We start from the raw sequence: 19895 nt of genomic DNA, 5'->3' as shown, positions 1-19895 counted from the left end.
GGCGCCGGCCCGTTTCAGGAGACCGTCATTTTCTTTGCTTCCAATGTCTACACCAGTCGCCGCGTTGCGCCTCTGCTGGTCCTGGGGTTCGCCAGCGGATTGCCGCTGGCCCTGACCAGCGGCACCTTGCAGGCCTGGGCCACGGTGGCCGGCGTGCCGCTGCAGCAGATCGGTTTCCTGACCCTGGTGGGTTCGGCCTACACGCTCAAGTTTCTGTGGGCGCCGCTGGTGGACCGCTATGCGCCGCCGCTGCTTGGAAGGCGCCGGGGCTGGATGCTGGTGACGCAGGTGTTGCTGGGGCTGGCGATCATGGTCATGGGCACGATGTCGCCGTCGTCGGCCTTGCAGGGGCTGGCCCTGCTGGCGGTGCTGGTGGCGTTCCTGTCGGCCACGCAGGACATTGCCTTCGACGCCTATTGCACCGATGTGCTGCGCAAGGATGAACGCGGCGCCGGCGCGGCCATCAAGGTCATGGGCTACCGCGTGGCCATGATCGTCTCCGGCGGGCTGGCGCTGATCATGGCGGATCGATGGATCGGCTGGGGCTATACCTACGTGGTGATGGGGGGGCTGATGCTGCTGTGCGCGTTTGCGACGTTGTGGGCGCCCGAACCGGAGCAGCTGTCGCAGCCCCCGCGCAGCCTGGGCGAGGCGGTATCGGCGCCGTTGCAGGAATTCTTCACCCGGCGCGGCGCGCTGGCGATATTGTTGTTGATCGTGCTGTACAAGCTGGGCGACGCCTTTGCCGGCGCGCTCTCGACTACCTTCCTGATCCGCGGCGCGGGCTACACGCCCACCGAGGTCGGCGCGGTCAACAAGGTCATGGGCATGGCCGCGACCGTCATTGGCGCCCTGGCCGGCGGCCTCGTCATGTCGCGCTGGAGCCTGTACCGCTCGCTGATGGTCTTCGGGCTGCTGCAGGCGGTGTCCAACCTGGGCTACTGGCTGATCTCGGTCAGTCCCAAGAACATCTGGCTGATGGGCGCGGCGGTCGGGCTGGAAAACTTGTGCGGCGGCCTGGGCACGGCGGCCTTCGTCGGGCTCTTGATGGCCCTGTGCCGCCAGCGCTTCTCGGCCACGCAGTTCGCGCTGCTGTCCGCGCTATCGGCGGTTGGCCGCACCTACCTGGCCGGGCCGCTGACGCCGCCCCTGGTCGAGCACCTGGGCTGGCCCGGGTTCTTCCTGGTGACGGTGGCGATCGCCTTGCCGGGCCTGCTGCTGCTGCATGCGATGCGCGGCCGCATCGAGGCCATGATCCAGAACGGCGACGGCTGACGCCGGGGCCGCCTGTGGGCCCGGCGCCCGCCTTCGCGTTATTCCTCGCCGGTCAGCCGGACGATCAGCACGTCGCTGGGCAAGGCTTCCAGCAACCGCTCGGCGACGCTGCCGATGGCCGTGCGCAGCAGGCCGGTACGGCCATGGGTGCCGGTGACGACCAGATCGGAACGATGGTTGAACGAATATTCCGACAGCACCGTTTCCGGCTGGCCGCATTCCATTACGACCTTGGGCGGCGCCACGTCGGCCAGTTCTGGCGTGGCGGCGATGAACTCGCGCGAGCTCTGCTCGGCCGCGTGGTAGAAGCTGCGGGTCACGGCGTCGTCCGGCACGGGGTTCTTGCCCTGGAACGGCACGTCGTAGGCATGGAACAGCGTCAGGCTGGCGTTAGGCACCAGTTGCAGCGCGGCGCGCAGCGCCTGGCGCGAGCCGGCCGAAAAGTCGGTGGCGACCAGCACGTCGCGATACGGCTTGCGCGGCCGGTTCTTGACCACCAGCACGGGCTGGCGCGCCTGGCGCACCAGCTTTTCGACCGTGGTGCCCAGCAGCAGGCGGCCCAGGGTTTCGTCGCGCGCGATGCCGGCGATGATCAGCGAGCAGCCGAAGCTGTCGGCCGTTTCCATGATGCATGTCAGCGGATCGCCCTTGGTGACCACGACTTCGGTGGGCACGCCAGCGTTGGCCAGGTCCTCGGCCAGTTCACGCTCGGCCAGGGCCTTGTGGTCGGCCGCCAACCGCCGCCAGACCGGCGTGGTCAGGCGGGCCGGCGCGGCATGGTTTTCCATGACGTGCAGCACCACCAGTTTGGTATTGAGTTCCTTGGCCAGTTGCAGCGCGCGGTCCAGGGCGCGATCGCCCCGCGCGCTCAGGTCCGTGGCCAGAAGGATGGGGCCGGTGTGTTGTGACATGCGTTTCTCCCGATATGGGGCCGGCCGTTGGCTCCCGCTAGCCTCCGGCTGGCCGAAATCGCCCTTGCGGGCATACCCCATTGTCCCGCCGGACCAGGGGCGGCGGCTTGACCGATATCAACGCGCTTCCAGCGTCAGACAGGCGCGCGCGGGCGGCAATCGCCCGGCGGCCGCGCTGTCAATACAATGAGGCCTGCCGTCCGCCGCGCGACCGTCTCCGGTTCTGCCGCGGACCTGTCCGTCCACCGGCCCGGTCCATGTTCTACGATCTTTCGCCCGTTCTGCTGCATTCCCTTTACCTGGTCGCCATCGTGGCCGAGGCCATGACGGCGGCGCTGTCGGCTGGCCGCCGCGACATGGACTGGATGGGGGTCTGCATCATCGCCTGCGTCACCGCGCTGGGCGGAGGTTCGTTGCGCGACGTGCTGCTGGGGCACTATCCGCTGACCTGGGTGATCCATCCCGAATACCTGTGGATGACGGCGGGGGCGGCGTTGCTGACGGCGCTGATCGCGCCGGTGATGCGGCGCCTGCGCAGTGTGTTCCTGCTGGCCGATGCGCTGGGCCTGGTGGCGTTCACGGTGATCGGCTGCCAGGTGGCGCAGCTGATGCAGCTGCCGATCACGGTGGTGCTCATCAGCGGCATGATCACCGGCTGTGCCGGCGGGGTGCTGCGCGATGTGCTTTGTAACGAAGTGCCACTGCTGTTCCGCAAGGAACTGTATGCCAGTGTGTCAGTGGTGACCGGGGCGCTTTACCTGGGCGCGCAGGCCCTGGGCCTGCCGGCCAATGCGGCGGTGCCGATCGCCCTGGCGGCCGGGCTGGCGCTGCGTTTGCTGGCGCTGCGCTTCAATTGGCAGATGCCGAAGTTCGTGTATCGGGACGATTGGCACTGAGCCGGGTGTCGGTGCGCATTCCTGCAACAATTTTCCTATTTATGTTTCAATTTTTTTCTAGTATCTTCTCGATATCGCAATACTTGCATCACGCAGTACAAGGGGAGACGATTGGACGTCAAAGCGCCCGCCACGATTCCGTACTTCCTACAGGAACAGATTCGTGAGTTGATAGTGGATGGCACTATCAGGCCCGGGCAGCCATTGCGGGAACAAGAACTGGAGCAGCGTTTCGGCACCAGCCGCAGCCCCATCCGGGAAGCGCTGCGCCTGCTGGAACTGAGCGGCCTGGTGACTCATGTCCAGCGCAAAGGTTTCCGGGTCACCCTGTATACCGAAGGCCAGATCCGCCACCTGTACAAGCTGCGCGCGGAACTGGAGGCCTATTGCATTCGCCAGGTCGCCGAGGTGGACGATATTTCGCCGCTGGTGGCCGAGTTGCAAGGCTATGACGCGGCGATTGCCGCCGCCTTGGCCAAGCGCGACGTGCGCGCTTACATCGTGGCGCAGCGCGAGTTCTACCTGGCCATTGCCCGCTACACCGGCAACTCGCCGCTGGCGGACGTGCTGACCCGGCTGTACGAGCAGGTCGAGCCGCTGCGCTACCTGCGGGCGCGCCAGAGCATGGAATCGAACAATCTGCAGGCCTATCCCCACGGCATCACGCAGGCCCTGGCCAGCCGTGATTTCGACCGTGCCGCCGAGCTGACCCGCAACTACGTGCTGGAAGTGTTGCCGGGAATCCTGCGCGCCTACCGCGAGGCTTCGCTGCTGGACGCGGAAGAGCCGGCGCCACGCTACGGGCGCGGCTAGCGCCGGCGGCCCGCCGCGCCGGTGGCGCTAGCCGGCGGCCAGGGCGCGCCTCGCCGGCCGGCGGCCCAGACGGGGTCTCAGGCCTGTGCCGACGGCGTGCGCACGGCGATGCCGGCCTGTTCCAGCGCCTCGCGGATGGCGCGGGCGAAGACCAGCGCATTGGGCTGGTCGCCATGGATACAGAGCGTGTCGGCCTGCACCGCTACGTCCTTGCCGTCGACCGAGCGCACCTTGCCTTCCCTGACCATGCGCACCACCTGCGCCACCGCCTGGCCGACGTCTTCGATCATGGCGCCGGCGCGGGTGCGCGGGGTCAGCGAGCCATCGTCCTGGTAGGAGCGGTCGGCGAAGACCTCGTTGGCCGCCGCCAGCCCGATGGCGCGCGCGGCGTCGATCAGCTTGCTGCCCGCCAGCCCGTACAGCACCAGCGAGGCATCGACGTCCTTGACCGCCTGGCAGATGGCGCGCGCCAGGCCTTCGTCCTTGGCGGCCATGTTGTAGAGCGCGCCATGCGCCTTGACGTGATGCAGCCGCGCGCCTTGCGAAGCGGCCACGCCGGCCAGCGCGCCGATCTGGTAGACCGTGATGTCGTAGGCCTCGTCCGGCGTGGTCGGGATGGCGCGGCGGCCGAAGCCGGCCAGGTCCAGCAGGCTGGGGTGCGCGCCCAGCGCCACGCCCTGCGCGAGGGCGGCGGCCACGGTCTTGCGCATGGTGGCGGGGTCGCCGCCATGGAAGCCGCAGGCGATGTTGGCCGAGCTGACGAAGGCCAGCACCGCGGCGTCGTTGCCCATGCTCCAGGCGCCGTAGCTTTCGCCCATGTCGCAGTTCAGGTCGATGCTTGTGCTCATGAGGGGGTTCCTGTCGTTGCCAGCCGCGCGCGCAGCGGCGCCAGCGCGTCCAGCAATTGGGTGAAGGCGCGCTCGCGCTCGCCGTCCAGGCGCTGCGCCTCGTCCAGCTCGATGCGCGCAAAGCGCAGCGTGCGGCCGGGCGCCGATTGCGCCAGTAGCGGCAGGTCGACGGTGGCGATCTGCGCGATCTTGGGATAGCCGCCAGTGGTCTGCCGGTCGGCCATGAGAATGATGGCTTCGCCGCCGGCCGGCACCTGCACGGTGCCGAAGCAGGCGGCTTCCGACAGCATCTGGCGCGGCTGGCTCATGGACAGCGCCGGGCCTTGCAGGCGGTAGCCCATGCGGTCCGACTGCGGACTGATGCGGAACTCGGCGCCGCCAAAGGCCTGGCGGCTGGCCTCGGTGAATTCCTGCCACTGCAGGCCGGGCAGGAAGCGGATGGTGTCGCGCTGCTTGGCGCCGAGCGCGCCGGGCAGGTAGATGCGCAAGTCCCACAGCGCCTTTTGCAGCGCGTCGAGGTCGTCGCCGGCCAGCGTGTGGCGCAGGCCGACCTGGTCGCCCTTGGTCAGCGCGCGGCCCTTGAAACCGCCGAAACCGCTGCGCAGGTAGGTGGTTTCGCTGCCCATCACCGGCGTCAGCGCGAAGCCGCCATGGACGGCCAGATAGCCGCGCACGCCGTTGGCGGGCCGGGCGCCGAAGGCCAGCACGTCGCCGGCGCGGGCGATCAGCGGGCGATGCAGCGCGATCTCCTGGCCGTTGAGCGTGGCGCCCAGGTCGGCCCCGGCCAGCGCGAAGCAGGCCGGCGCGTCAAAGCGCAAGGTCGGGCCGGTCAGCGTCATTTCGAGCGTGGCCGGGTCGCCGCTGTTGCCGGCCAGCGCGTTGGCCAGGCGGTGGCCGCGTTCGTCCATGGCGCCGGCGGCCGGGATGCCCTGGTGCTGGTAGCCCTCGCGGCCGCGGTCCTGGAAGCTGGACAGCATGCCCGGCTTGATGACGGTGATGCTCACGGCCGGGCCTCCCGCAGGCGCTCGAATTCGTCGGCGCTGATCGGCACGAAGCGCACCGAGTCGCCCGGTTGCAGGTAGGCGGCGGGTTCGCGTGCGGGGTCGAACATGGTCAGGGGCGTGGTGCCGATGATGTGCCAGCCGCCCGGCAGGCGGTTGGGGTAGATCACGGTCTGGCGGTTGGCGATGGCCACCGCGCCGGGCGGCACGGCGGTGCGCGGCGAGGCGCGTCGCGGCAGATTCAGTTTTTCGTCGTGTACGCCCAGGTAGGCGTGGCCGGGGGCGAAGCCCAGCATGAACACCATGCTGCGCGGGCCGCTGTGCAGCGCGATGACCTGGTCGGCAGTCAGGCCGGCGGCGCGGGCGACCTCGTCGAGGTCGGGACCGTGCTCGCCGCCGTAGCAAACGGGGACGTCGATCTCGCGGCCGGCGGCGGCGTCCACCGCGATGCCGTCGGCCAGCAGCGCTTCGATGCGCTCGGCCAGATCGGCGTAGGTGGGGCCGTTGCCCAGGCCGTCGGGCCGGTAGTGCACCGCCACCGCCACGAACGACGGCACCACGTCGGTCACGCCCGGCAGGCCGGCCTCGCGCAGTCGGCGCGCCGCCGCCAGGCAGGTACGGCCGATGGCGGCGTCGATCTGGTCGCCGAACGTGATGAGCAGGCAGCGATCACCCTGGGGCTGGATGCGCCAGGCGGCTTCGGCCGGAGAAGATGTGTCTGATATTGCGTTCAACGGCACGAAACCTGTAGAGACGGATTACTTGGCGAACAACGAGTCCAGGTTCTTGAACGCCTTGAATTCCAGCGCATTGCCCGACGGGTCCAGGAAGAACATGGTGGCCTGCTCGCCGACTTCGCCCTTGAAGCGGATGTAGGGCTCGATGACGAACTCGGTGCCGGCATCGGTCAGGCGCTTGGCCATGGCTTCCCATTGTTCCATGGAAAGCACCGCGCCGAAATGGCGCACCGGCACATTGTGCGAGTCGACCGCGCTGGTGGCCTTGTGGCCGCACTCGCTGGGGGCCAGGTGGGCGACGATCTGGTGGCCGTAGAAATTGAAGTCGATCCAGTCGGGCGAGCTGCGGCCCTCCGGACAGCCCAGCTTTTCACCATAGAAGGCGCGGGCTTCGGCCAGGTCGCGGACCGGGAAGGCCAGGTGGAACGGCGGCAGATTGGTTTGAGCGGTCATGAAAAGCTCCGGGTCAGACGGAAAAGGTAATTCAGAATGCGGACCGTCACCAGTGGGGCGTGTCCGGACCCGTAAGTTTATGAATTGTTTTTTTGATTGAAAAACGATATTTTTTGTGTCTTAGCATCGAAAATATTGATTGTGATCAAAGAATTCAAAACCTTCATCGCGGTCGCGCGCGACGGTACCTTCACCGGGGCGGGGACCCGCCTGGGCCTGACGCAGTCGGCGGTCAGCGCCCAGATCCGGCGGTTGGAGGACTACCTGGGGGTGGCATTGTTCGATCGCAGCGCGCGCGCCGCGGTGTTGAACGCCCACGGCCGCGAGATGCTGCCGCAGGCCGAGGAACTGGTGGCCATGGCCGAGCGCATGGCGGCCAGTGCCGGGGGCGGCCATGTCAGCGGCTCGCTGCGCATCGGCGCCATCGCCTCGGCGCAGCAGGACCTGCTGGTGAGGGCGCTGGCCGAATTCCGCGCCGGCTACCCCGACGTGCGCGTGCGCATCGTGCCCGGGGTGTCGCTGGCGCTGCTGGGGCAGGTGGACGCGGGCGAGGTCGACATGGCGCTGCTGATCCGGCCGCCGTTCGCGCTGCCGCCGGAACTGGGCTGGCAGCCGCTGCTGCGCGAGGAAGTGGTGCTGGCGATGCCCGCGGCGCTGGCGCCGACGCCGTGGCGCGAGGCGCTGACCACGCAGCCGTTCATCCGCTACGACCGCGCCTCGTTCGGGGGGCGGGTGGTCGACCTGTTCCTGAAGAAGCAGCGCATCGCCGTGCACGAAGCGGTGGAACTGGACGAGATCGAGGCCATCGCCAACATGGTGCGCCATGGCTTGGGCGTGGCGTTGCTGCCGCGCCTGCGCGGACTGGACACGGACGGCCTGCGGCTGGTGTCGCTGGGGGAGGCCGCCTTTTACCGCGAGATCGGCCTGATCGGACGGTTGCCGTTTGACTCGGGCAGCGTCGGCGGCAAGATGGCGGAGTGCCTGGCCAGGGCGGCCGGCGCGATGCCGGCCCCCTGACACCGGCCGCGCTAGAACGCCGCGGTCACCGACAGCAGCAGCGTGCGCGGCGCCGCCACGGTCAGGCCTTCGCGCGCGGCGGATTGCCAGTAACGCTTGTTGAACACGTTTTCCAGCGTCGCCCGCAAGGTCACGGGCGTGCGGTTGATGTTCGTCGCATAGCGCGCGCCCACGTCGAAGCGGGTCCAGCCCGGCAGTTGCTGCGTATTGGCCGCGTCGACGTACTGGGTGCTGGTGCGCAGCACGCGCGCCGTCAGGGTCAGGCCCTGCGCGAACGGCGTGTCCCATTCCGCCGCGGCGTTGAATTGCCAGCGTGGCACGGCGGGCGCGGCGTGCCCGTCGTTCGCGCCGCCGCGGGTCTTGGTCAGCATGCCCTGGGTATAGGCCACGCCGCCAAGCAGGCGCACACGCCGCGCCAGTTCGCCTTGCAGCAGGAATTCCACGCCGCGGTTACGCTGCCGGCCATCGGCCTGCCCTTCTCATCAAGCCCGCGTATCGTGGGCTGCGGGGGGACGTGGCCGCGTCTTAGACGCGGTCGCAGCGCACCGTGATCGGATGATCGCGCAGCGCCGTCATGACGACGTCGTCGACCTGGCCTTCGACGTCGGTGATGACATAGCCGATCTGGCCCTTGGTCTGCAGCGTCTGGCTGACGATGTTCAGGCCGTGCTGCGCCATCAGGTTGTCGAGCGTGCCGAGCGCGCCGGGGGCGTTGCGGTGCACATGCAGGATGCGCGTGGCGCCGGCCGGCTCCAGGTAGGGCAGCTCGGGGAAATTGACCGCGCCCTTGGTGGTGCCGGCCTGCAGGAAGCGCACCAGTTTTTCGGCCACTTCGCGGCCGATGTTCTCTTGCGATTCCTGCGTGCTGCCGCCGATGTGCGGGGTCAGGATGACGTTGGGCAGGCCGATCAGCGGGCTGGCCAGCGGTTCATCGGCGCTCTTGGGTTCGGTGGGGAACACGTCGAGCGCGGCGCCGGCCAGGTGGCCGGACTTGAGCGCGGCGTGCAGGGCGTCGATGTCGACCACGGTGCCGCGCGAGGCGTTGATGAGGATGGCGCCGCGGCGCATGCGCGCGATGGTCTGCGCATTCATGATGTTCTCGGTCGACTTGCCGCCGGGCACGTGCAGGGTGACCACGTCGGCCTGTTCCAGCAGGTCGTTGAGCGAGCCGGCCGGGCGCGCGTTGCCCAGCGGCAGCTTGGCTTCGACGTCATGGTAGATGACGCGCATGCCGAGGCCTTCGGCCAGGGTGCTGATCTGCGAGCCGATATTGCCGTAGCCGACGATGCCGAGGGTCTTGCCGCGCGTTTCGAAGGCGCCGGCGGCGCTCTTGTCCCAGTGGCCGAGATGCACGCGGGCGTTCTTCTCGGGGATGCGACGCAGCAGCAGGATGGCTTCGCCCAGCACCAGCTCGGCCACCGAGCGGGTATTGGAGAAGGGCGCGTTGAACACCGGGATGCCACGCTGCATGGCGGTGTCGAGGTCGACCTGATTGGTGCCGATGCAGAAGCAGCCGACGACGCGCAGGTCGGGATTGCCGGACAGCAGGGCGGCATCCAGATGGGTGCGAGAACGGATGCCGACGACATGGGCGCCGCGCAGGGCGTCCTGCAGCTGCGCCGGCGGCAGGGCCGCGGCGGGCGTGCCGTGGTCCATGCCGGTCATGGACGAATGATCCATGGCGGGCGGTGTCGCCGGCTGCGGCTTGGGGGCGCCCGGGTTCATGTCTGGCATCGAACCGTGATCCATGCCGGCGTGGTCGCTCATGGCCTGGCCCAGGGCGGGCTGGCCGGCCAGGAACGCCAGCAGGGCGGCGGCGGGCGCGGCGCGGCGGAACAGGGGAAAGGAAGTACGCATTGTCCGGTTTCTCATCGCCTACGCCACCACGACCGCCCTGAACATGCCGGCCTCCATGTGGTACAGCAGGTGGCAGTGGTAGGCCCAGTTGCCGCGCGCATCGGCGCTGACGCGGTAGCTCAGGCGCTGCGCGGGGTTGAGCGACAGGGTGTGCTTGCGTACCTGGAAGGCGCCGTCGGGCGATTCCAGGTCGCTCCACAGGCCGTGCAGGTGGATGGGGTGAGTCATCATGGTGTCGTTGACCAGCACGAAGCGCACGCGCTCGCCGTAGCGCAGCAAGATGGGCTTGGCGTCGGAGAACTTCACGCCGTTGAATGACCACATGTAGCGTTCCATGTTGCCGGTCAGGTGCAATTCGATCTCGCGGGTCGGTGCGCGGTTGTCGTCGGGTTCGCGGATCGCGCGCAGGTCGGCGTAGGTCAGCACGCGGCGGCCGTTGTCGCGCAGGCCGATGCCGGGGTCGTCCAGGCGGGTGGACACCACGTCGGGCAGCATCGAATTGCCGGGGCCGCGTTCTGCCGGATAGGGATGCCTGACCTCGACGATGCCGCCCTGAGCGGCGCCGTCGCCATGGCTGGCGCCGTGGTCCATGCCCGCCATCGCGTCGGCGGCGGGGGCCGTCCCGTGGTTCATGCCGCTCGTCCCCGCCATGTCGTGGCCGCCGCCGCCCATGTCGTGCTTCATGCCCATGTCCATCATGCCGAGCAGTTGCACGCGGTCCACCTGCGGCACCGCCGCCTGCATGCCGGGGCGCGGCGCCAGGGTGGCGCGGGCGTAGCCGGAACGGTCCATGGCCTGCGAGAAGATGGTGTAGGCGCGGTCTTCGGCGGGCTCCACGATCACGTCGTAAGTCTCGGCCACGGCGATGCGGAATTCCTCCACCTCGACCGGCCGCACGTCCTGGCCGTCGGCCGCCACCACCGTCATCTTCAGGCCGGGAATGCGCACGTCGAAATACGTCATGGCCGAGCCGTTGATGAAGCGCAGCCGCACGCGCTCGCCGGGCTTGAACAGCCCGGTCCAGTTGCCGGCGGGCGTTGCGCCGTTGGTCAGGAAGGTATAGGTGGCGCCGGACACGTCCGCCAGGTCGGACGGGTTCATGCGCATCTGTTCCCACATCAGGCGCTCGGACAACGCCGCGCGCCAACCCTTCTCACCCGCGTCGCGGATCAGGCTCTGCACGCTGGGCTGGTTGTGGTTGTAGTAGTCGGGCATGGCCTTGAGCTTGTTGAAGACCCGCATCGGATCTTCGTCCGTCCAGTCCGACAGCAGCACGATGTAGTCACGATCCGAAGCGATGGGATCGGGCCGCCGCGGCTCGATCACGATGGCGCCGTATAGGCCGGTCTGTTCCTGGAAGCCCGAATGGCTGTGGTACCAGTAGGTGCCGCTCTGGCGCAGGTCGAAGCGGTAGGTGAAGGTCTGGCCCGGATCGATGCCGGCAAAGCTCAGGCCCGGCACGCCGTCCATGCCGGTGGGCAGCAGGATGCCGTGCCAGTGGATCGAGGTCTGTTCGCGCAGGCGGTTGGTGACGTGCAGCGTGACCGTGTCGCCCTCGCGCCAGCGCAGCAGGGGCGCGGGCACCTGGCCGTTGACCGTGGTGGCGATGCGGGCGGCGCCGGTGTAGTTCACCGGGGTCTCGCCGATCTCCAGGTGGAATTCGGTGCCGCGCAGTTCGGCGGGCATGGCCGGGGCCGCAGGCGGGGTCGCGCTGGCGGCGCGCCAGCCGCCCAGCGCCGCCAGCGCGCCGCCGGCAGCCAGCCCCTGCACGAAGCGGCGGCGCGCGGGAATGGGGAAGGCTTTCATGGCGGATTGGCGGCGACGCCGCGGGTGATGCGGGGCAAAGTGCCTGTCATGCTGTTCCCTTAATAGGGGTTGACCATGGCGGCACTTTAGGAAAACCGGGGTGACCCGGTTCTGTCGGTTGGATTACTTCTTTGTAATGTTGGCGCCGACGGCCGTGGGCGCGGGCCCGCGCAGGGTGATGCCGACCACCGTGCCGGCGGCGCCGCAGGCGGCGTCGACCTCGCCGCCGTGCATGCGGGCGATGGCGCGCACGATCGCCAGGCCCAGGCCGTGGCCTTCGCTGCGCGGCGCGTGCGCCTGGCCCGAGCGGAAGAAGCGGTCGAAGATGCGTGGCAGGTCGGCGGCCGGGATCGGCACGCCGGGGTTGCGTACCTCGATCCGCGCGCCGGCCGGCAGCGGTTGGCAGGCCAGCACGATCTCGCCGCCGCGCGGCGTGGCCCTGATGGCGTTGGAGATCAGGTTGGCGAGCGCGCGGCGCACCAGCCCGGGGTTGGCGGCGACGCGGGCATCGCCGTCGCAGCGCAGCGTGACGCCGCTGTCCTCCAGCGCTGCCTCGTAGAAGTCGGCGACGCGCCGGGCCTCGGCGGCCAGCGACACCGGCGCCAGGTCGGCGGCCCGTTCGCCGCGGTCGGCGCGGGCCAGGAACAGCATGTCGTTGACCAGCGTCTTCAGGTCTTCCAGCGTTTCCAGGTTGGATTCGAGCGCGTCGCGCAGTTCGGCGGCATCGCGGCCGCTGGACAGGGTCACCTGGGTGCCGTTGATCAGCGTGGCCAGCGGCGTGCGCAGTTCGTGCGCGACGTCGGCGTTGAAGCCTTCCATCTGCTGGTAGGCGGTCTGCAGCCGCTCCAGCGTGCGGTTGAACGACAGCACCAGTTCATGCAATTCGCGGTCGGTGTCGCGCAGCGGCAGGCGCACGGCCAGATTGTCCGGCTGGATGCGCGCGGCCTGTTCCGACAGCCGCCGCGTGGGCGCCATGCTGCGGCGCACGGCCCAGGCCGCCAGCACAACAGTGGCGCCGACCCATAGCGCGCAGATCAGCGCCAGTGCGGTGCCGTAGGCATAGAGGAACTGCGAGCTGGTGCGGGTGCTGACCGCCACCGTCAGTTGCGCGCCGGGCAGGATGCGGTCATCGACCGCGACACGCAGGCCGCGCATGCGGGTGCCGTCGGCGCGCTGCAGCAGCACCTGCCGGTCCGGCAGAGTCTGCAGCGTGTCGGGCGCCTCGCCGCCGTAGACCGGGTGCCCTTGCGCGTCGACGATCCAGATGCCCAACTGGCTCTGGCCGGCGCGCATGTCGTCGAAGGTGGCGGCCAGCTCGCGCAGCCCGCGCGCGCTGTTCTGCATGTCGATCAGGTGATTGATCAGCTCCAGCTTGCCGCTGACTTCGGTGATCTCCTGGCGCTCGACTTCGCGCTTGAGGGCCCAGAACAGGGTGGCCCCGGCCAGGCTGGAGACCAGCAGGGCGATGGCGCCCAGCAGCAGGGTCAGGCGCGCCTGCATCGAGCGCACGCGCGGCAGCTTCATTCGCGCGCCGGCTCCGGCCGCGCTTCGAGCACGTAGCCCATGCCGCGCACGGTGTGCAGCAGCTTGGCCTCGAACGGGTCGTCCAGCTTGCCGCGCAGGCGCCGCACGGCCACGTCGATGACGTTGGTGTCGCTGTCGAAATTCATGTCCCAGACCTGCTCGGCCAGGGTGGTGCGCGACAGCACCTGGCCCTGGCGCCGCAGCAGCAAGGCCAGCAGGTTGAATTCCTTGGCGGTCAGGTCCAGGCGGCGGCCGCCGCGCGCAACCTTGCGGCGCGCCAGGTCCAGCTCCAGGTCGGCCAGGCGGAACACGGTGGGTTCCTGCGAACGGCCGCGCCGCAGCAGGGCCTGCACGCGCGCCAGCAGCTCGGAGAAGGCGAAGGGCTTGACCAGGTAGTCGTCGGCGCCGCCTTCGAGCCCGCGCACGCGGTCTTCGACGGCGTCGCGCGCGGTCAGCATCAGGATCGGCGTGTCCTTGTTGGCGCGCACGGCGGCCAGGATGCCGAAGCCGTCCAGGCCGGGCAGCATCACGTCCAGCACGATCAGGTCGTAGGCGACTTCCAGCGCCAGGTGCAGGCCGTTGACGCCGTCGCGCGCCAGGTCGACGACGTGGCTCTGTTCCGACAACCCTTTCTTGAGGTAGTCGGCCAGCTTGGGTTCGTCTTCGATGACCAGGATGCGCATGGCCGGAAATTTACCATCCGTGCCGCGCTTGCGGCACGGGGGCGAGGCGGCTCAGGCGGCCGGGTCGATGGCGATGCGGTCGGGCGGGAAGCGCAGCGCGAACACGCTGCCCTTGCCCGGCTCGCTGCTGATGAGCAGTTCGGCGTCGTGGCGCATGGCGATGTGCTTGGTGATGGCCAGGCCCAGGCCGGTGCCGCCGACGGCGCGCGAACGGCCGCGGTCGACGCGGTAGAAGCGCTCGGTCAGGCGCGGGATGTGCCGCGCGGGGATGCCGATGCCGGTGTCCTGCACGCTGTAGCGGGCGCCGCCGTCGGCTTCGCGTTCCCAGCGCACGGTGATGGTGCCGCCGTCCGGCGTGTAGCGTACGGCATTGGTCAGCAGGTTGGACAGGGCCGAGGTCAGTTCGGTCTCGGCGCCAAGCACGTCGAGGGTTTCGTCGACGTGCCATTCGAGCACGTGGCGGCCGCCCGACAGGGCCTCGATCTGCTGGCGCGCCTTCTGCAGCAGCGCGCCCATGTTGACCGCGCGCGGGTCGCTGCCGGGCGACGACTCCAGCGTCGATAGTGTCAGCAGGTCCTCGACGATGGCCTGCATGCGCTGCGCCTGCTCGTGCATCATGTCCAGGTACTGCGCGCGCTGCTCGGGCGGCAGGGCGTCGGCGGGCATGTCGCGCAGCGTTTCGAGGAAGCCGGCCAGCACCGTCAGCGGCGTGCGCAGTTCGTGCGAGACGTTGGCGACGAAATCGCGGCGGGTGGTTTCGAGGCGCTCGATCTGGGTGACGTCGCGGGTGATGAGCAGGCGCTGGTTGCTGGCGTAGGCCGTCAGTTGCATCATCATCAGCCGTTCCTGGCCGTTCTGGCCCAGGCGCACCAGGATCGGGTCGGGCCAGGCGGCGCGGTGGGCGTACTCGACGAATTCCGGCGCGCGCAGCAGGTTCAGCAGGTTGTGGCCGCGGTCGGCCGGCAGCCGCAGGCCCAGATGCTGGCGCGCCATGCGGTTGCACCAGTCGATCTGGAAATCTTCATTGAGCGTGACCGCGCCGTCCGGCAGGGCCTGGGCCGCCGCCAGCATGCCTTGCATGGTGTCGCGGGTTTCGGCCAGCTCGCGGGCGCGGGCCCGGGTGTAGCGGTAGAGCGGGGCGAGGATGTCGTCCCAGGGGCCCACCGAAGCGGGCGGGGAGGTGTCCGGGTGCCTGGCCCAATGGGAAACCAGGTGCAGGCGCCAGCTGCGCCACAGCAGCATGGTGACCAGCGCGGCGCTGAACAGCGCCCAGCCGGCCGGATCGCCAATGAGCCATTGCGCCAAGAGCGCGATCGCCGCCCACAGGGCGACCAGGATAAGGGTGCGCAGCCAGATCATCGTGCGGCAGTTTTACCGCGCCGGGACCTGTGCCGTAAACCGGTAGCCGCTGCCGCGCACCGTTTCCACGTGCGCATCGTGACCGCTGGGTTCCAGCGCCTTGCGCAGGCGGCGGATGTGGACGTCGACGGTGCGTTCCTCGACGAACACGTGATCGCCCCAGACCTGGTCCAGCAGTTGCGAGCGCGAGAACACGCGTTCCGGGTGGGTCATGAAGAAATGCAGCAGGCGGAATTCGGTGGGGCCGATCTGCAGCGATTGGCTGTTGCCCGACAGGCGGTGCGTGACGGGGTCCAGCTTGAGGCCGCCGACGTCGATCACGTCGTCGGTCAGCTGCGGCGCGCGGCGGCGCAGGACGGCCTTGATGCGGGCCATCAGCTCCTTGGGCGAGAAGGGCTTGGTGATGTAGTCGTCGGCGCCGGCTTCGAGGCCGTCGACCTTGTCCTGCTCGGAGCCCTTGGCGGTCAGCATGATGACCGGCACGGCGCGGGTGCGCTCGTCGTTGCGCAGCTTGCGCGCCATGGCCAGGCCGGAGGTGCCGGGCAGCATCCAGTCCAGCAGAATCAGGTCCGGCAGTTCGGCGCGGATCAGGGTCTGGGCCTGGTCGGCGTCGAACGCGCGCAGCACTTTGTGGCCGGCGAAGGACAGGTTGACGGCGATCAGTTCCTGGATGGCGGGTTCGTCTTCGACGACGAGGATGGTGCTGGACATGGCGAATTGGGCACGCTTCTGAGCGCCGGCGCGGCGCGAACATTGCGATAGTATGGCCGCAATATTTCAGGTATGTGACCGCTAGGCGTCGTCCCGCGTCCGAGGGCGGCATTCGGCGGCCCCCGATAGGCTACCATTGGACGATATATCGGGAATTCACCATGCAAAACCCCTCCGAATCGCAACATTCCGCGGATTCCGCGCCCCAATCGACGCATTTCGGCTTCCAATCGGTGCCGGAAACCGAAAAAGCCCGCAAAGTCGCCGAAGTCTTCCACTCGGTCGCGCAGCGCTACGACATCATGAACGATTTCATGTCGGCCGGGCTGCACCGCGTCTGGAAGGCCTTCACCATCGGCCGCGCCGCCATCCGCCCCGGCATGAAGGTGCTGGACATTGCCGGGGGCACGGGCGACCTGGCCCGCGCCTTCGCCAAGCGCGCCGGCCCCACCGGCGAGGTCTGGCTGACCGACATCAACGATTCCATGCTGCGGGTCGGCCGCGACCGCCTGGCCGATGCCGGCCTGCTGGTGCCCACCGCCGTCTGTGACGCCGAGCGCCTGCCGTTCCCGTCGGGCTATTTCGACCGCGTCAGCGTGGCCTTCGGCCTGCGCAACATGACCCACAAGGACCGCGCCCTGGCCGAGATGACCCGCGTGCTCAAGCCGGGAGGCAAGCTGCTGGTGCTGGAGTTCTCGCGCATCGCCAAGCCGCTGGCGCCGGCCTACGACTGGTATTCCTTCAACGTGCTGCCCTGGCTGGGCAAGACCGTGGCCAAGGACGAAGCCAGCTACCGCTACCTGGCCGAATCCATCCGCATGCACCCCGACCAGGAAACCCTGGCCGACATGCTGCGTACCGCCGGCCTGGAACGGGTGCAGTACTTCAACCTGACCGCCGGCATCGCCGCCCTGCACGAGGGCGTGCGCCTGGCCTGACGCGCCTTGGTCCGATACGGCTTGCCTTCGCCCCGGGGGAACTTGTGGGGCGACGGCTTGTCCGTTATTCTTACGTCATTCAGATTAATGTAAGGAAGTCGCGCTGAAGGACCGCACGATCCGTGCGGCTTTCCGCTGCTCGGGGCAGCGGGGGCGCGGGTACGAGGGAGCACATCCATGACCAAATTCTGTTTCTCGCGGTTTGTCGCCGCGGCGCTCATCGCCATTTCCGGCGCCGCGCTGGTAACGGCGTCGTTTGACGCCGAAGCCCGCCGAGCCGGCGGCGGCGGCAGCTTCGGCCGCCAATCCTCCAATGTGACCCAGCAGCGCCAGGCCACCACGCCGCCGACCGCCGCCAGCAACACCGCGGGCGCCACCGCGGCGCCGGCCGCCGCGGGCGCGGCGGCCGGCGCGCTTGCCGCTGGCGCCGGAGCCGGCGCTGCGGCCTGCGGCTTCTGCGGCGCCGCGTCGCCCTTGACGTTGCCCTCGCCCTCGACTTCCAGGCGGATCAGTTCGCCGCCCACGGCCATGACCTGACCGACTTCGCCGCCCAGCGCGACCACGCGGCCGACCACGGGCGACGGGATCTCGACCGTGGCCTTGTCGGTCATGACGTCGGCCAGCGGCTGGTCCTCGGCGACGGTGTCGCCCACCTTGACGTGCCAGCCCACCAGTTCGACCTCGGCGATGCCTTCGCCGATGTCGGGCATCTTGATGACATGAATACCCATCTCACACCTCCATCGCGCGTTTGAACGCTTCGCCGACCCGGCGCGGGCCGGGGAAGTACGCCCATTCCTGTGCGTGCGGATAGGGAGTGTCCCAGCCGGTCACGCGCTCGACGGGCGCTTCGAGGTGATGAAAACAGTGTTCCTGCACCAGCGCGATCAGTTCCGCGCCAAAGCCGCAGGTGCGCGTGGCTTCGTGCACCACCACGCAGCGGCCGGTCTTCTTGACCGAGTTGACGATGGTTTCCAGGTCCAGGGGCCACAGGCTGCGCAGGTCGATGACCTCGGCGTCGATGCCGGTTTCCTCGGCCGCGGTCAGCGACACGTGCACCGTGGTGCCGTAGGTCAGCACCGTCAGCGCGTTGCCGGGCCGCACGATGGCGGCGGTGTCCAGCGGCACCGTGTAGTAGCCGGTCGGCACCACGCTGCCCGGGCGTCCGGTCCACGGCGTCACGGGACGGTCGTGGTGGCCGTCGAACGGCCCGTTGTACAGCCGCTTGGGCTCCAGGAAGATGACCGGATCGTCGTTCTCGATGGACGCGATCAGCAGGCCCTTGGCGTCGTACGGGTTGGACGGCATCACCGTGCGCAGCCCGCAGACCTGGGTGAACATCGCCTCCGGGCTCTGGCTGTGCGTCTGGCCGCCGTAGATGCCGCCGCCGCAGGGCATGCGGATGGTCATGGGCGCGATGAACTCGCCCACCGAGCGGTAGCGCAGGCGCGCCGCTTCCGACACGATCTGATCGGAGGCCGGGTAGAAGTAATCGGCGAACTGGATCTCGCACACCGGCCGCAGGCCGTAGGCGCCCATGCCCACCGCCACGCCGACGATGCCGCCTTCGGAGATCGGCGTGTCGAACACGCGCGAGGTGCCGTATTTGGCCTGCAGGCCCTCGGTGCAGCGGAACACGCCGCCGAAATAGCCCACGTCCTGGCCGAACACCACCACGTTGCCGTCACGCTCCAGCATCACATCCATGGCCGAGCGCAAAGCCTGGATCATGGTCATCGGCGCGGACGCCGGACCCCCATTGTTATCGATAGCCATGACTCACACTCCGAGCTGCTGACGTTGCCGGCGCAGATGCTCCGGCATGTCCTTGTAGACGTCTTCAAAGATGCTGGCGGCGCTGGGGACGTGGCCGTCCACCAGGGTGCCGTAGCTTTCCGCTTCCTTCTGCGCCGCCTGGATCTCGGCGTCGAGCTCGGCGCGCACCGCGTCGTGCTCGGCATCGGACCAGAGGCCTCGCTGGATCAGGTGCTTCTTGAAGCGCTCGATCGGGTCGCCCAGCGGGAAGTGGCTCCAGTCGTCGCCGGGGCGGTACTTGGAGGGGTCGTCGGAGGTGGAGTGCGGGCCCGCGCGGTAGGTCACCCATTCGATCAGGGTGGGGCCGAGATTGCGGCGGGCGCGCTCGGCGGCCCAGCGCGAGGCGGAATACACCGCCAGGAAATCGTTGCCGTCCACCCGCAGCGAGGCGATGCCGCAGCCCACGCCGCGGCCGGCGAAGGTAGCGCCCTCGCCGCCGGCGATGGCCTGGAAGGTGGAGATGGCCCACTGGTTGTTGACCACGTTCAGGATCACCGGCGCGCGGTACACGTGGGCGAAGGTCAGCGCCGTATGGAAGTCCGCCTCGGCGGTGGCGCCGTCGCCGATCCAGCCGGACGCGATGCGGGTGTCGCCCTTGATGGCCGAGGCCATGCCCCAGCCCACCGCCTGGATGAACTGCGTGGCCAGGTTGCCCGAAATGGTGAAAAAGCCGTTCTCGCGATCGGAATACATCACCGGCAGCTGGCGCCCCTTGAGCGGGTCGCGCTCGTTGGACATCAGCTGGCACATCATGGTCACCAGCGACACGTCGCGCGCCAGCAGGATGCTCTGCTGGCGGTAGGTCGGGAAACACATGTCGCCCTGCTCCAGCGCCAGCGCATGGGCCGAGCCGATGGCCTCTTCGCCCAGGCTCTGCATGTAGAAGGAGATCTTCTTCTTGCGTTGGGCGGTCAGCATGCGGCCGTCGAAGATGCGCGTCTTGAGCATGGTGCGCATGCCAAGGCGCAACAGCTCGTCGCTGATCTCCGGCGCCCACGGACCGACCGCGCGGCCGTCATCGTCGATGACCCGCACCAGGCTGTAGGCCAGGCTGCCGGTATCGATCGCGGCGACATCAATGGGGGGTTTGGGCACCTCGCCGGGCGGCGACAGGCGCAGGTAGGAAAAGTCGGTCTTGCAACCCGGACGCCCGGTAGGCTCGGGGACGTGCAACTTCAGCGGCCCGTATTGGCTCATGAATTGTCTCCACGCTTGATCGTGTCATGCGCATTCTTCTTACCAAGACACTGC

Annotated in this window: 18 protein-coding genes and 2 pseudogenes; 5 read left to right on the top strand and 15 right to left on the bottom strand. The window is 68.8% G+C overall.

Features of this window, described 5'->3' with window-relative positions; all coding sequences use genetic code 11:
- The first annotated feature begins 27 nt into the window (after window positions 1-27).
- Window positions 28-1275 carry a muropeptide transporter gene (locus HV701_RS04450; RefSeq protein WP_175131979.1) on the top strand — a complete coding sequence of 416 codons (1248 nt, stop codon included), beginning with the start codon at window positions 28-30 and terminating at the stop codon, window positions 1273-1275.
- A 38-nt stretch (window positions 1276-1313) separates the two neighbouring features.
- On the opposite strand, the gene HV701_RS04445 is transcribed toward HV701_RS04450, so the two are convergent.
- Window positions 1314-2186 (bottom strand): universal stress protein, encoded by an 873-nt coding sequence (locus HV701_RS04445; protein ID WP_175131862.1) that lies wholly within the window; start codon window positions 2184-2186, stop codon window positions 1314-1316.
- Window positions 2187-2443: 257 nt separating this feature from the next.
- Here HV701_RS04445 and HV701_RS04440 point away from each other — a divergent pair, with 257 nt between their 5' ends.
- Together HV701_RS04440 and HV701_RS04435 are read left to right on the top strand one after the other, a co-directional pair.
- Window positions 2444-3082: a trimeric intracellular cation channel family protein gene (locus HV701_RS04440; protein WP_175131861.1), complete on the top strand. Its 639-nt coding sequence runs from the start codon at window positions 2444-2446 to the stop codon at window positions 3080-3082.
- Between the two features lie 87 nt (window positions 3083-3169).
- On the top strand, window positions 3170-3895 hold the full coding sequence (locus tag HV701_RS04435; protein WP_420867807.1) for a GntR family transcriptional regulator: 726 nt from the start codon (window positions 3170-3172) through the stop codon (window positions 3893-3895).
- A 77-nt stretch (window positions 3896-3972) separates the two neighbouring features.
- Here HV701_RS04435 and HV701_RS04430 read toward each other — a convergent pair whose 3' ends face one another.
- From HV701_RS04430 to HV701_RS04415, 4 genes are read right to left on the bottom strand one after another with little or no spacing between them, the layout of a single operon-like run.
- The gene (locus HV701_RS04430; RefSeq protein WP_175131859.1) at window positions 3973-4743 is read right to left on the bottom strand and encodes a LamB/YcsF family protein; all 771 of its coding nucleotides are present in this window, start codon (window positions 4741-4743) and stop codon (window positions 3973-3975) included.
- The gene (locus HV701_RS04425) at window positions 4740-5747 is read right to left on the bottom strand and encodes a 5-oxoprolinase subunit C family protein (protein WP_175131858.1); all 1008 of its coding nucleotides are present in this window, start codon (window positions 5745-5747) and stop codon (window positions 4740-4742) included. Before HV701_RS04425 ends, HV701_RS04430 begins: the two co-directional genes overlap by 4 nt.
- Entirely contained in the window at window positions 5744-6478 is a 735-nt protein-coding gene (gene pxpB, locus HV701_RS04420; RefSeq protein ID WP_175131857.1) for a 5-oxoprolinase subunit PxpB, read from the bottom strand. The genes HV701_RS04425 and pxpB overlap by 4 nt, the downstream gene beginning before the upstream one ends.
- Window positions 6479-6502: 24 nt before the next feature.
- Window positions 6503-6934, bottom strand: a complete 432-nt coding sequence (locus HV701_RS04415) for a VOC family protein (protein ID WP_054503561.1) — start codon at window positions 6932-6934, stop codon at window positions 6503-6505.
- Between the two features lie 141 nt (window positions 6935-7075).
- Here HV701_RS04415 and HV701_RS04410 point away from each other — a divergent pair, with 141 nt between their 5' ends.
- The gene (locus tag HV701_RS04410; RefSeq protein ID WP_175131856.1) at window positions 7076-7951 is read left to right on the top strand and encodes a LysR family transcriptional regulator; all 876 of its coding nucleotides are present in this window, start codon (window positions 7076-7078) and stop codon (window positions 7949-7951) included.
- 11 nt (window positions 7952-7962) lie between these two features.
- On the opposite strand, the pseudogene HV701_RS04405 reads toward HV701_RS04410, so the two are convergent.
- From HV701_RS04405 to phoB, 7 genes and pseudogenes are all read right to left on the bottom strand, one after another.
- Window positions 7963-8409: pseudogene (locus HV701_RS04405) on the bottom strand (TonB-dependent receptor domain-containing protein); the annotation flags it as partial.
- Between the two features lie 67 nt (window positions 8410-8476).
- On the bottom strand, window positions 8477-9631 hold the full coding sequence (gene serA, locus HV701_RS04400) for a phosphoglycerate dehydrogenase (RefSeq protein ID WP_254595112.1): 1155 nt from the start codon (window positions 9629-9631) through the stop codon (window positions 8477-8479).
- A gap of 195 nt (window positions 9632-9826) precedes the next feature.
- Entirely contained in the window at window positions 9827-11614 is a 1788-nt protein-coding gene (locus HV701_RS04390) for a copper resistance system multicopper oxidase (RefSeq protein WP_175131855.1), read from the bottom strand.
- Between the two features lie 123 nt (window positions 11615-11737).
- Window positions 11738-13138, bottom strand: coding sequence for a heavy metal sensor histidine kinase (locus tag HV701_RS04385; protein WP_175131854.1), 1401 nt, complete (start codon window positions 13136-13138; stop codon window positions 11738-11740).
- The gene (locus HV701_RS04380; RefSeq protein WP_175131853.1) at window positions 13135-13821 is read right to left on the bottom strand and encodes a heavy metal response regulator transcription factor; all 687 of its coding nucleotides are present in this window, start codon (window positions 13819-13821) and stop codon (window positions 13135-13137) included. Before HV701_RS04380 ends, HV701_RS04385 begins: the two co-directional genes overlap by 4 nt.
- A gap of 51 nt (window positions 13822-13872) precedes the next feature.
- A complete protein-coding gene (gene phoR, locus HV701_RS04375; RefSeq protein WP_175131852.1) occupies window positions 13873-15180 on the bottom strand; it encodes a phosphate regulon sensor histidine kinase PhoR in 1308 nt (435 codons plus the stop codon).
- 12 nt (window positions 15181-15192) lie between these two features.
- On the bottom strand, window positions 15193-15891 hold the full coding sequence (phoB, locus tag HV701_RS04370) for a phosphate regulon transcriptional regulator PhoB (RefSeq protein ID WP_006386862.1): 699 nt from the start codon (window positions 15889-15891) through the stop codon (window positions 15193-15195).
- 161 nt (window positions 15892-16052) lie between these two features.
- Here phoB and ubiE point away from each other — a divergent pair, with 161 nt between their 5' ends.
- A complete protein-coding gene (gene ubiE / locus HV701_RS04365) occupies window positions 16053-16829 on the top strand; it encodes a bifunctional demethylmenaquinone methyltransferase/2-methoxy-6-polyprenyl-1,4-benzoquinol methylase UbiE (protein WP_175131851.1) in 777 nt (258 codons plus the stop codon).
- 365 nt (window positions 16830-17194) lie between these two features.
- On the opposite strand, the pseudogene HV701_RS04360 reads toward ubiE, so the two are convergent.
- From HV701_RS04360 to HV701_RS04350, 3 genes and pseudogenes are all read right to left on the bottom strand, one after another.
- A pseudogene (locus HV701_RS04360) lies at window positions 17195-17560 on the bottom strand (biotin/lipoyl-containing protein); the annotation flags it as partial.
- Window position 17561: 1 nt separating this feature from the next.
- On the bottom strand, window positions 17562-18605 hold the full coding sequence (locus tag HV701_RS04355; RefSeq protein ID WP_175131850.1) for an alpha-ketoacid dehydrogenase subunit beta: 1044 nt from the start codon (window positions 18603-18605) through the stop codon (window positions 17562-17564).
- 3 nt (window positions 18606-18608) lie between these two features.
- Entirely contained in the window at window positions 18609-19841 is a 1233-nt protein-coding gene (locus HV701_RS04350) for a 3-methyl-2-oxobutanoate dehydrogenase (2-methylpropanoyl-transferring) subunit alpha (protein WP_175131849.1), read from the bottom strand.
- Window positions 19842-19895 lie beyond the last annotated feature (54 nt).

This window comes from Achromobacter pulmonis, assembly GCF_902859765.1.
Taxonomy (GTDB): domain Bacteria; phylum Pseudomonadota; class Gammaproteobacteria; order Burkholderiales; family Burkholderiaceae_B; genus Achromobacter; species Achromobacter pulmonis.
The sequence above is the reverse complement of the archived record's forward strand: the minus strand, read 5'-3'. Positions and strand labels throughout refer to the sequence as shown.

What these genes read in the sequence shown, in the direction of transcription:
- HV701_RS04445 (WP_175131862.1), bottom strand. Translation starts at nt 2,186, where the DNA reads ATGTCACAACACACCGGCCCCATCCTTCTGGCCACGGACCTGAGCGCG.
- HV701_RS04440 (WP_175131861.1), top strand. Translation starts at nt 2,444, where the DNA reads ATGTTCTACGATCTTTCGCCCGTTCTGCTGCATTCCCTTTACCTGGTC.
- HV701_RS04430 (WP_175131859.1), bottom strand. Translation starts at nt 4,743, where the DNA reads ATGAGCACAAGCATCGACCTGAACTGCGACATGGGCGAAAGCTACGGC.
- HV701_RS04415 (WP_054503561.1), bottom strand. Translation starts at nt 6,934, where the DNA reads ATGACCGCTCAAACCAATCTGCCGCCGTTCCACCTGGCCTTCCCGGTC.
- serA (WP_254595112.1), bottom strand. Translation starts at nt 9,631, where the DNA reads ATGGATCATTCGTCCATGACCGGCATGGACCACGGCACGCCCGCCGCG.
- HV701_RS04390 (WP_175131855.1), bottom strand. Translation starts at nt 11,614, where the DNA reads ATGAAAGCCTTCCCCATTCCCGCGCGCCGCCGCTTCGTGCAGGGGCTG.
- HV701_RS04385 (WP_175131854.1), bottom strand. Translation starts at nt 13,138, where the DNA reads ATGAAGCTGCCGCGCGTGCGCTCGATGCAGGCGCGCCTGACCCTGCTG.
- HV701_RS04380 (WP_175131853.1), bottom strand. Translation starts at nt 13,821, where the DNA reads ATGCGCATCCTGGTCATCGAAGACGAACCCAAGCTGGCCGACTACCTC.
- phoR (WP_175131852.1), bottom strand. Translation starts at nt 15,180, where the DNA reads ATGATCTGGCTGCGCACCCTTATCCTGGTCGCCCTGTGGGCGGCGATC.
- phoB (WP_006386862.1), bottom strand. Translation starts at nt 15,891, where the DNA reads ATGTCCAGCACCATCCTCGTCGTCGAAGACGAACCCGCCATCCAGGAA.
- ubiE (WP_175131851.1), top strand. Translation starts at nt 16,053, where the DNA reads ATGCAAAACCCCTCCGAATCGCAACATTCCGCGGATTCCGCGCCCCAA.
- HV701_RS04355 (WP_175131850.1), bottom strand. Translation starts at nt 18,605, where the DNA reads ATGGCTATCGATAACAATGGGGGTCCGGCGTCCGCGCCGATGACCATG.
- HV701_RS04350 (WP_175131849.1), bottom strand. Translation starts at nt 19,841, where the DNA reads ATGAGCCAATACGGGCCGCTGAAGTTGCACGTCCCCGAGCCTACCGGG.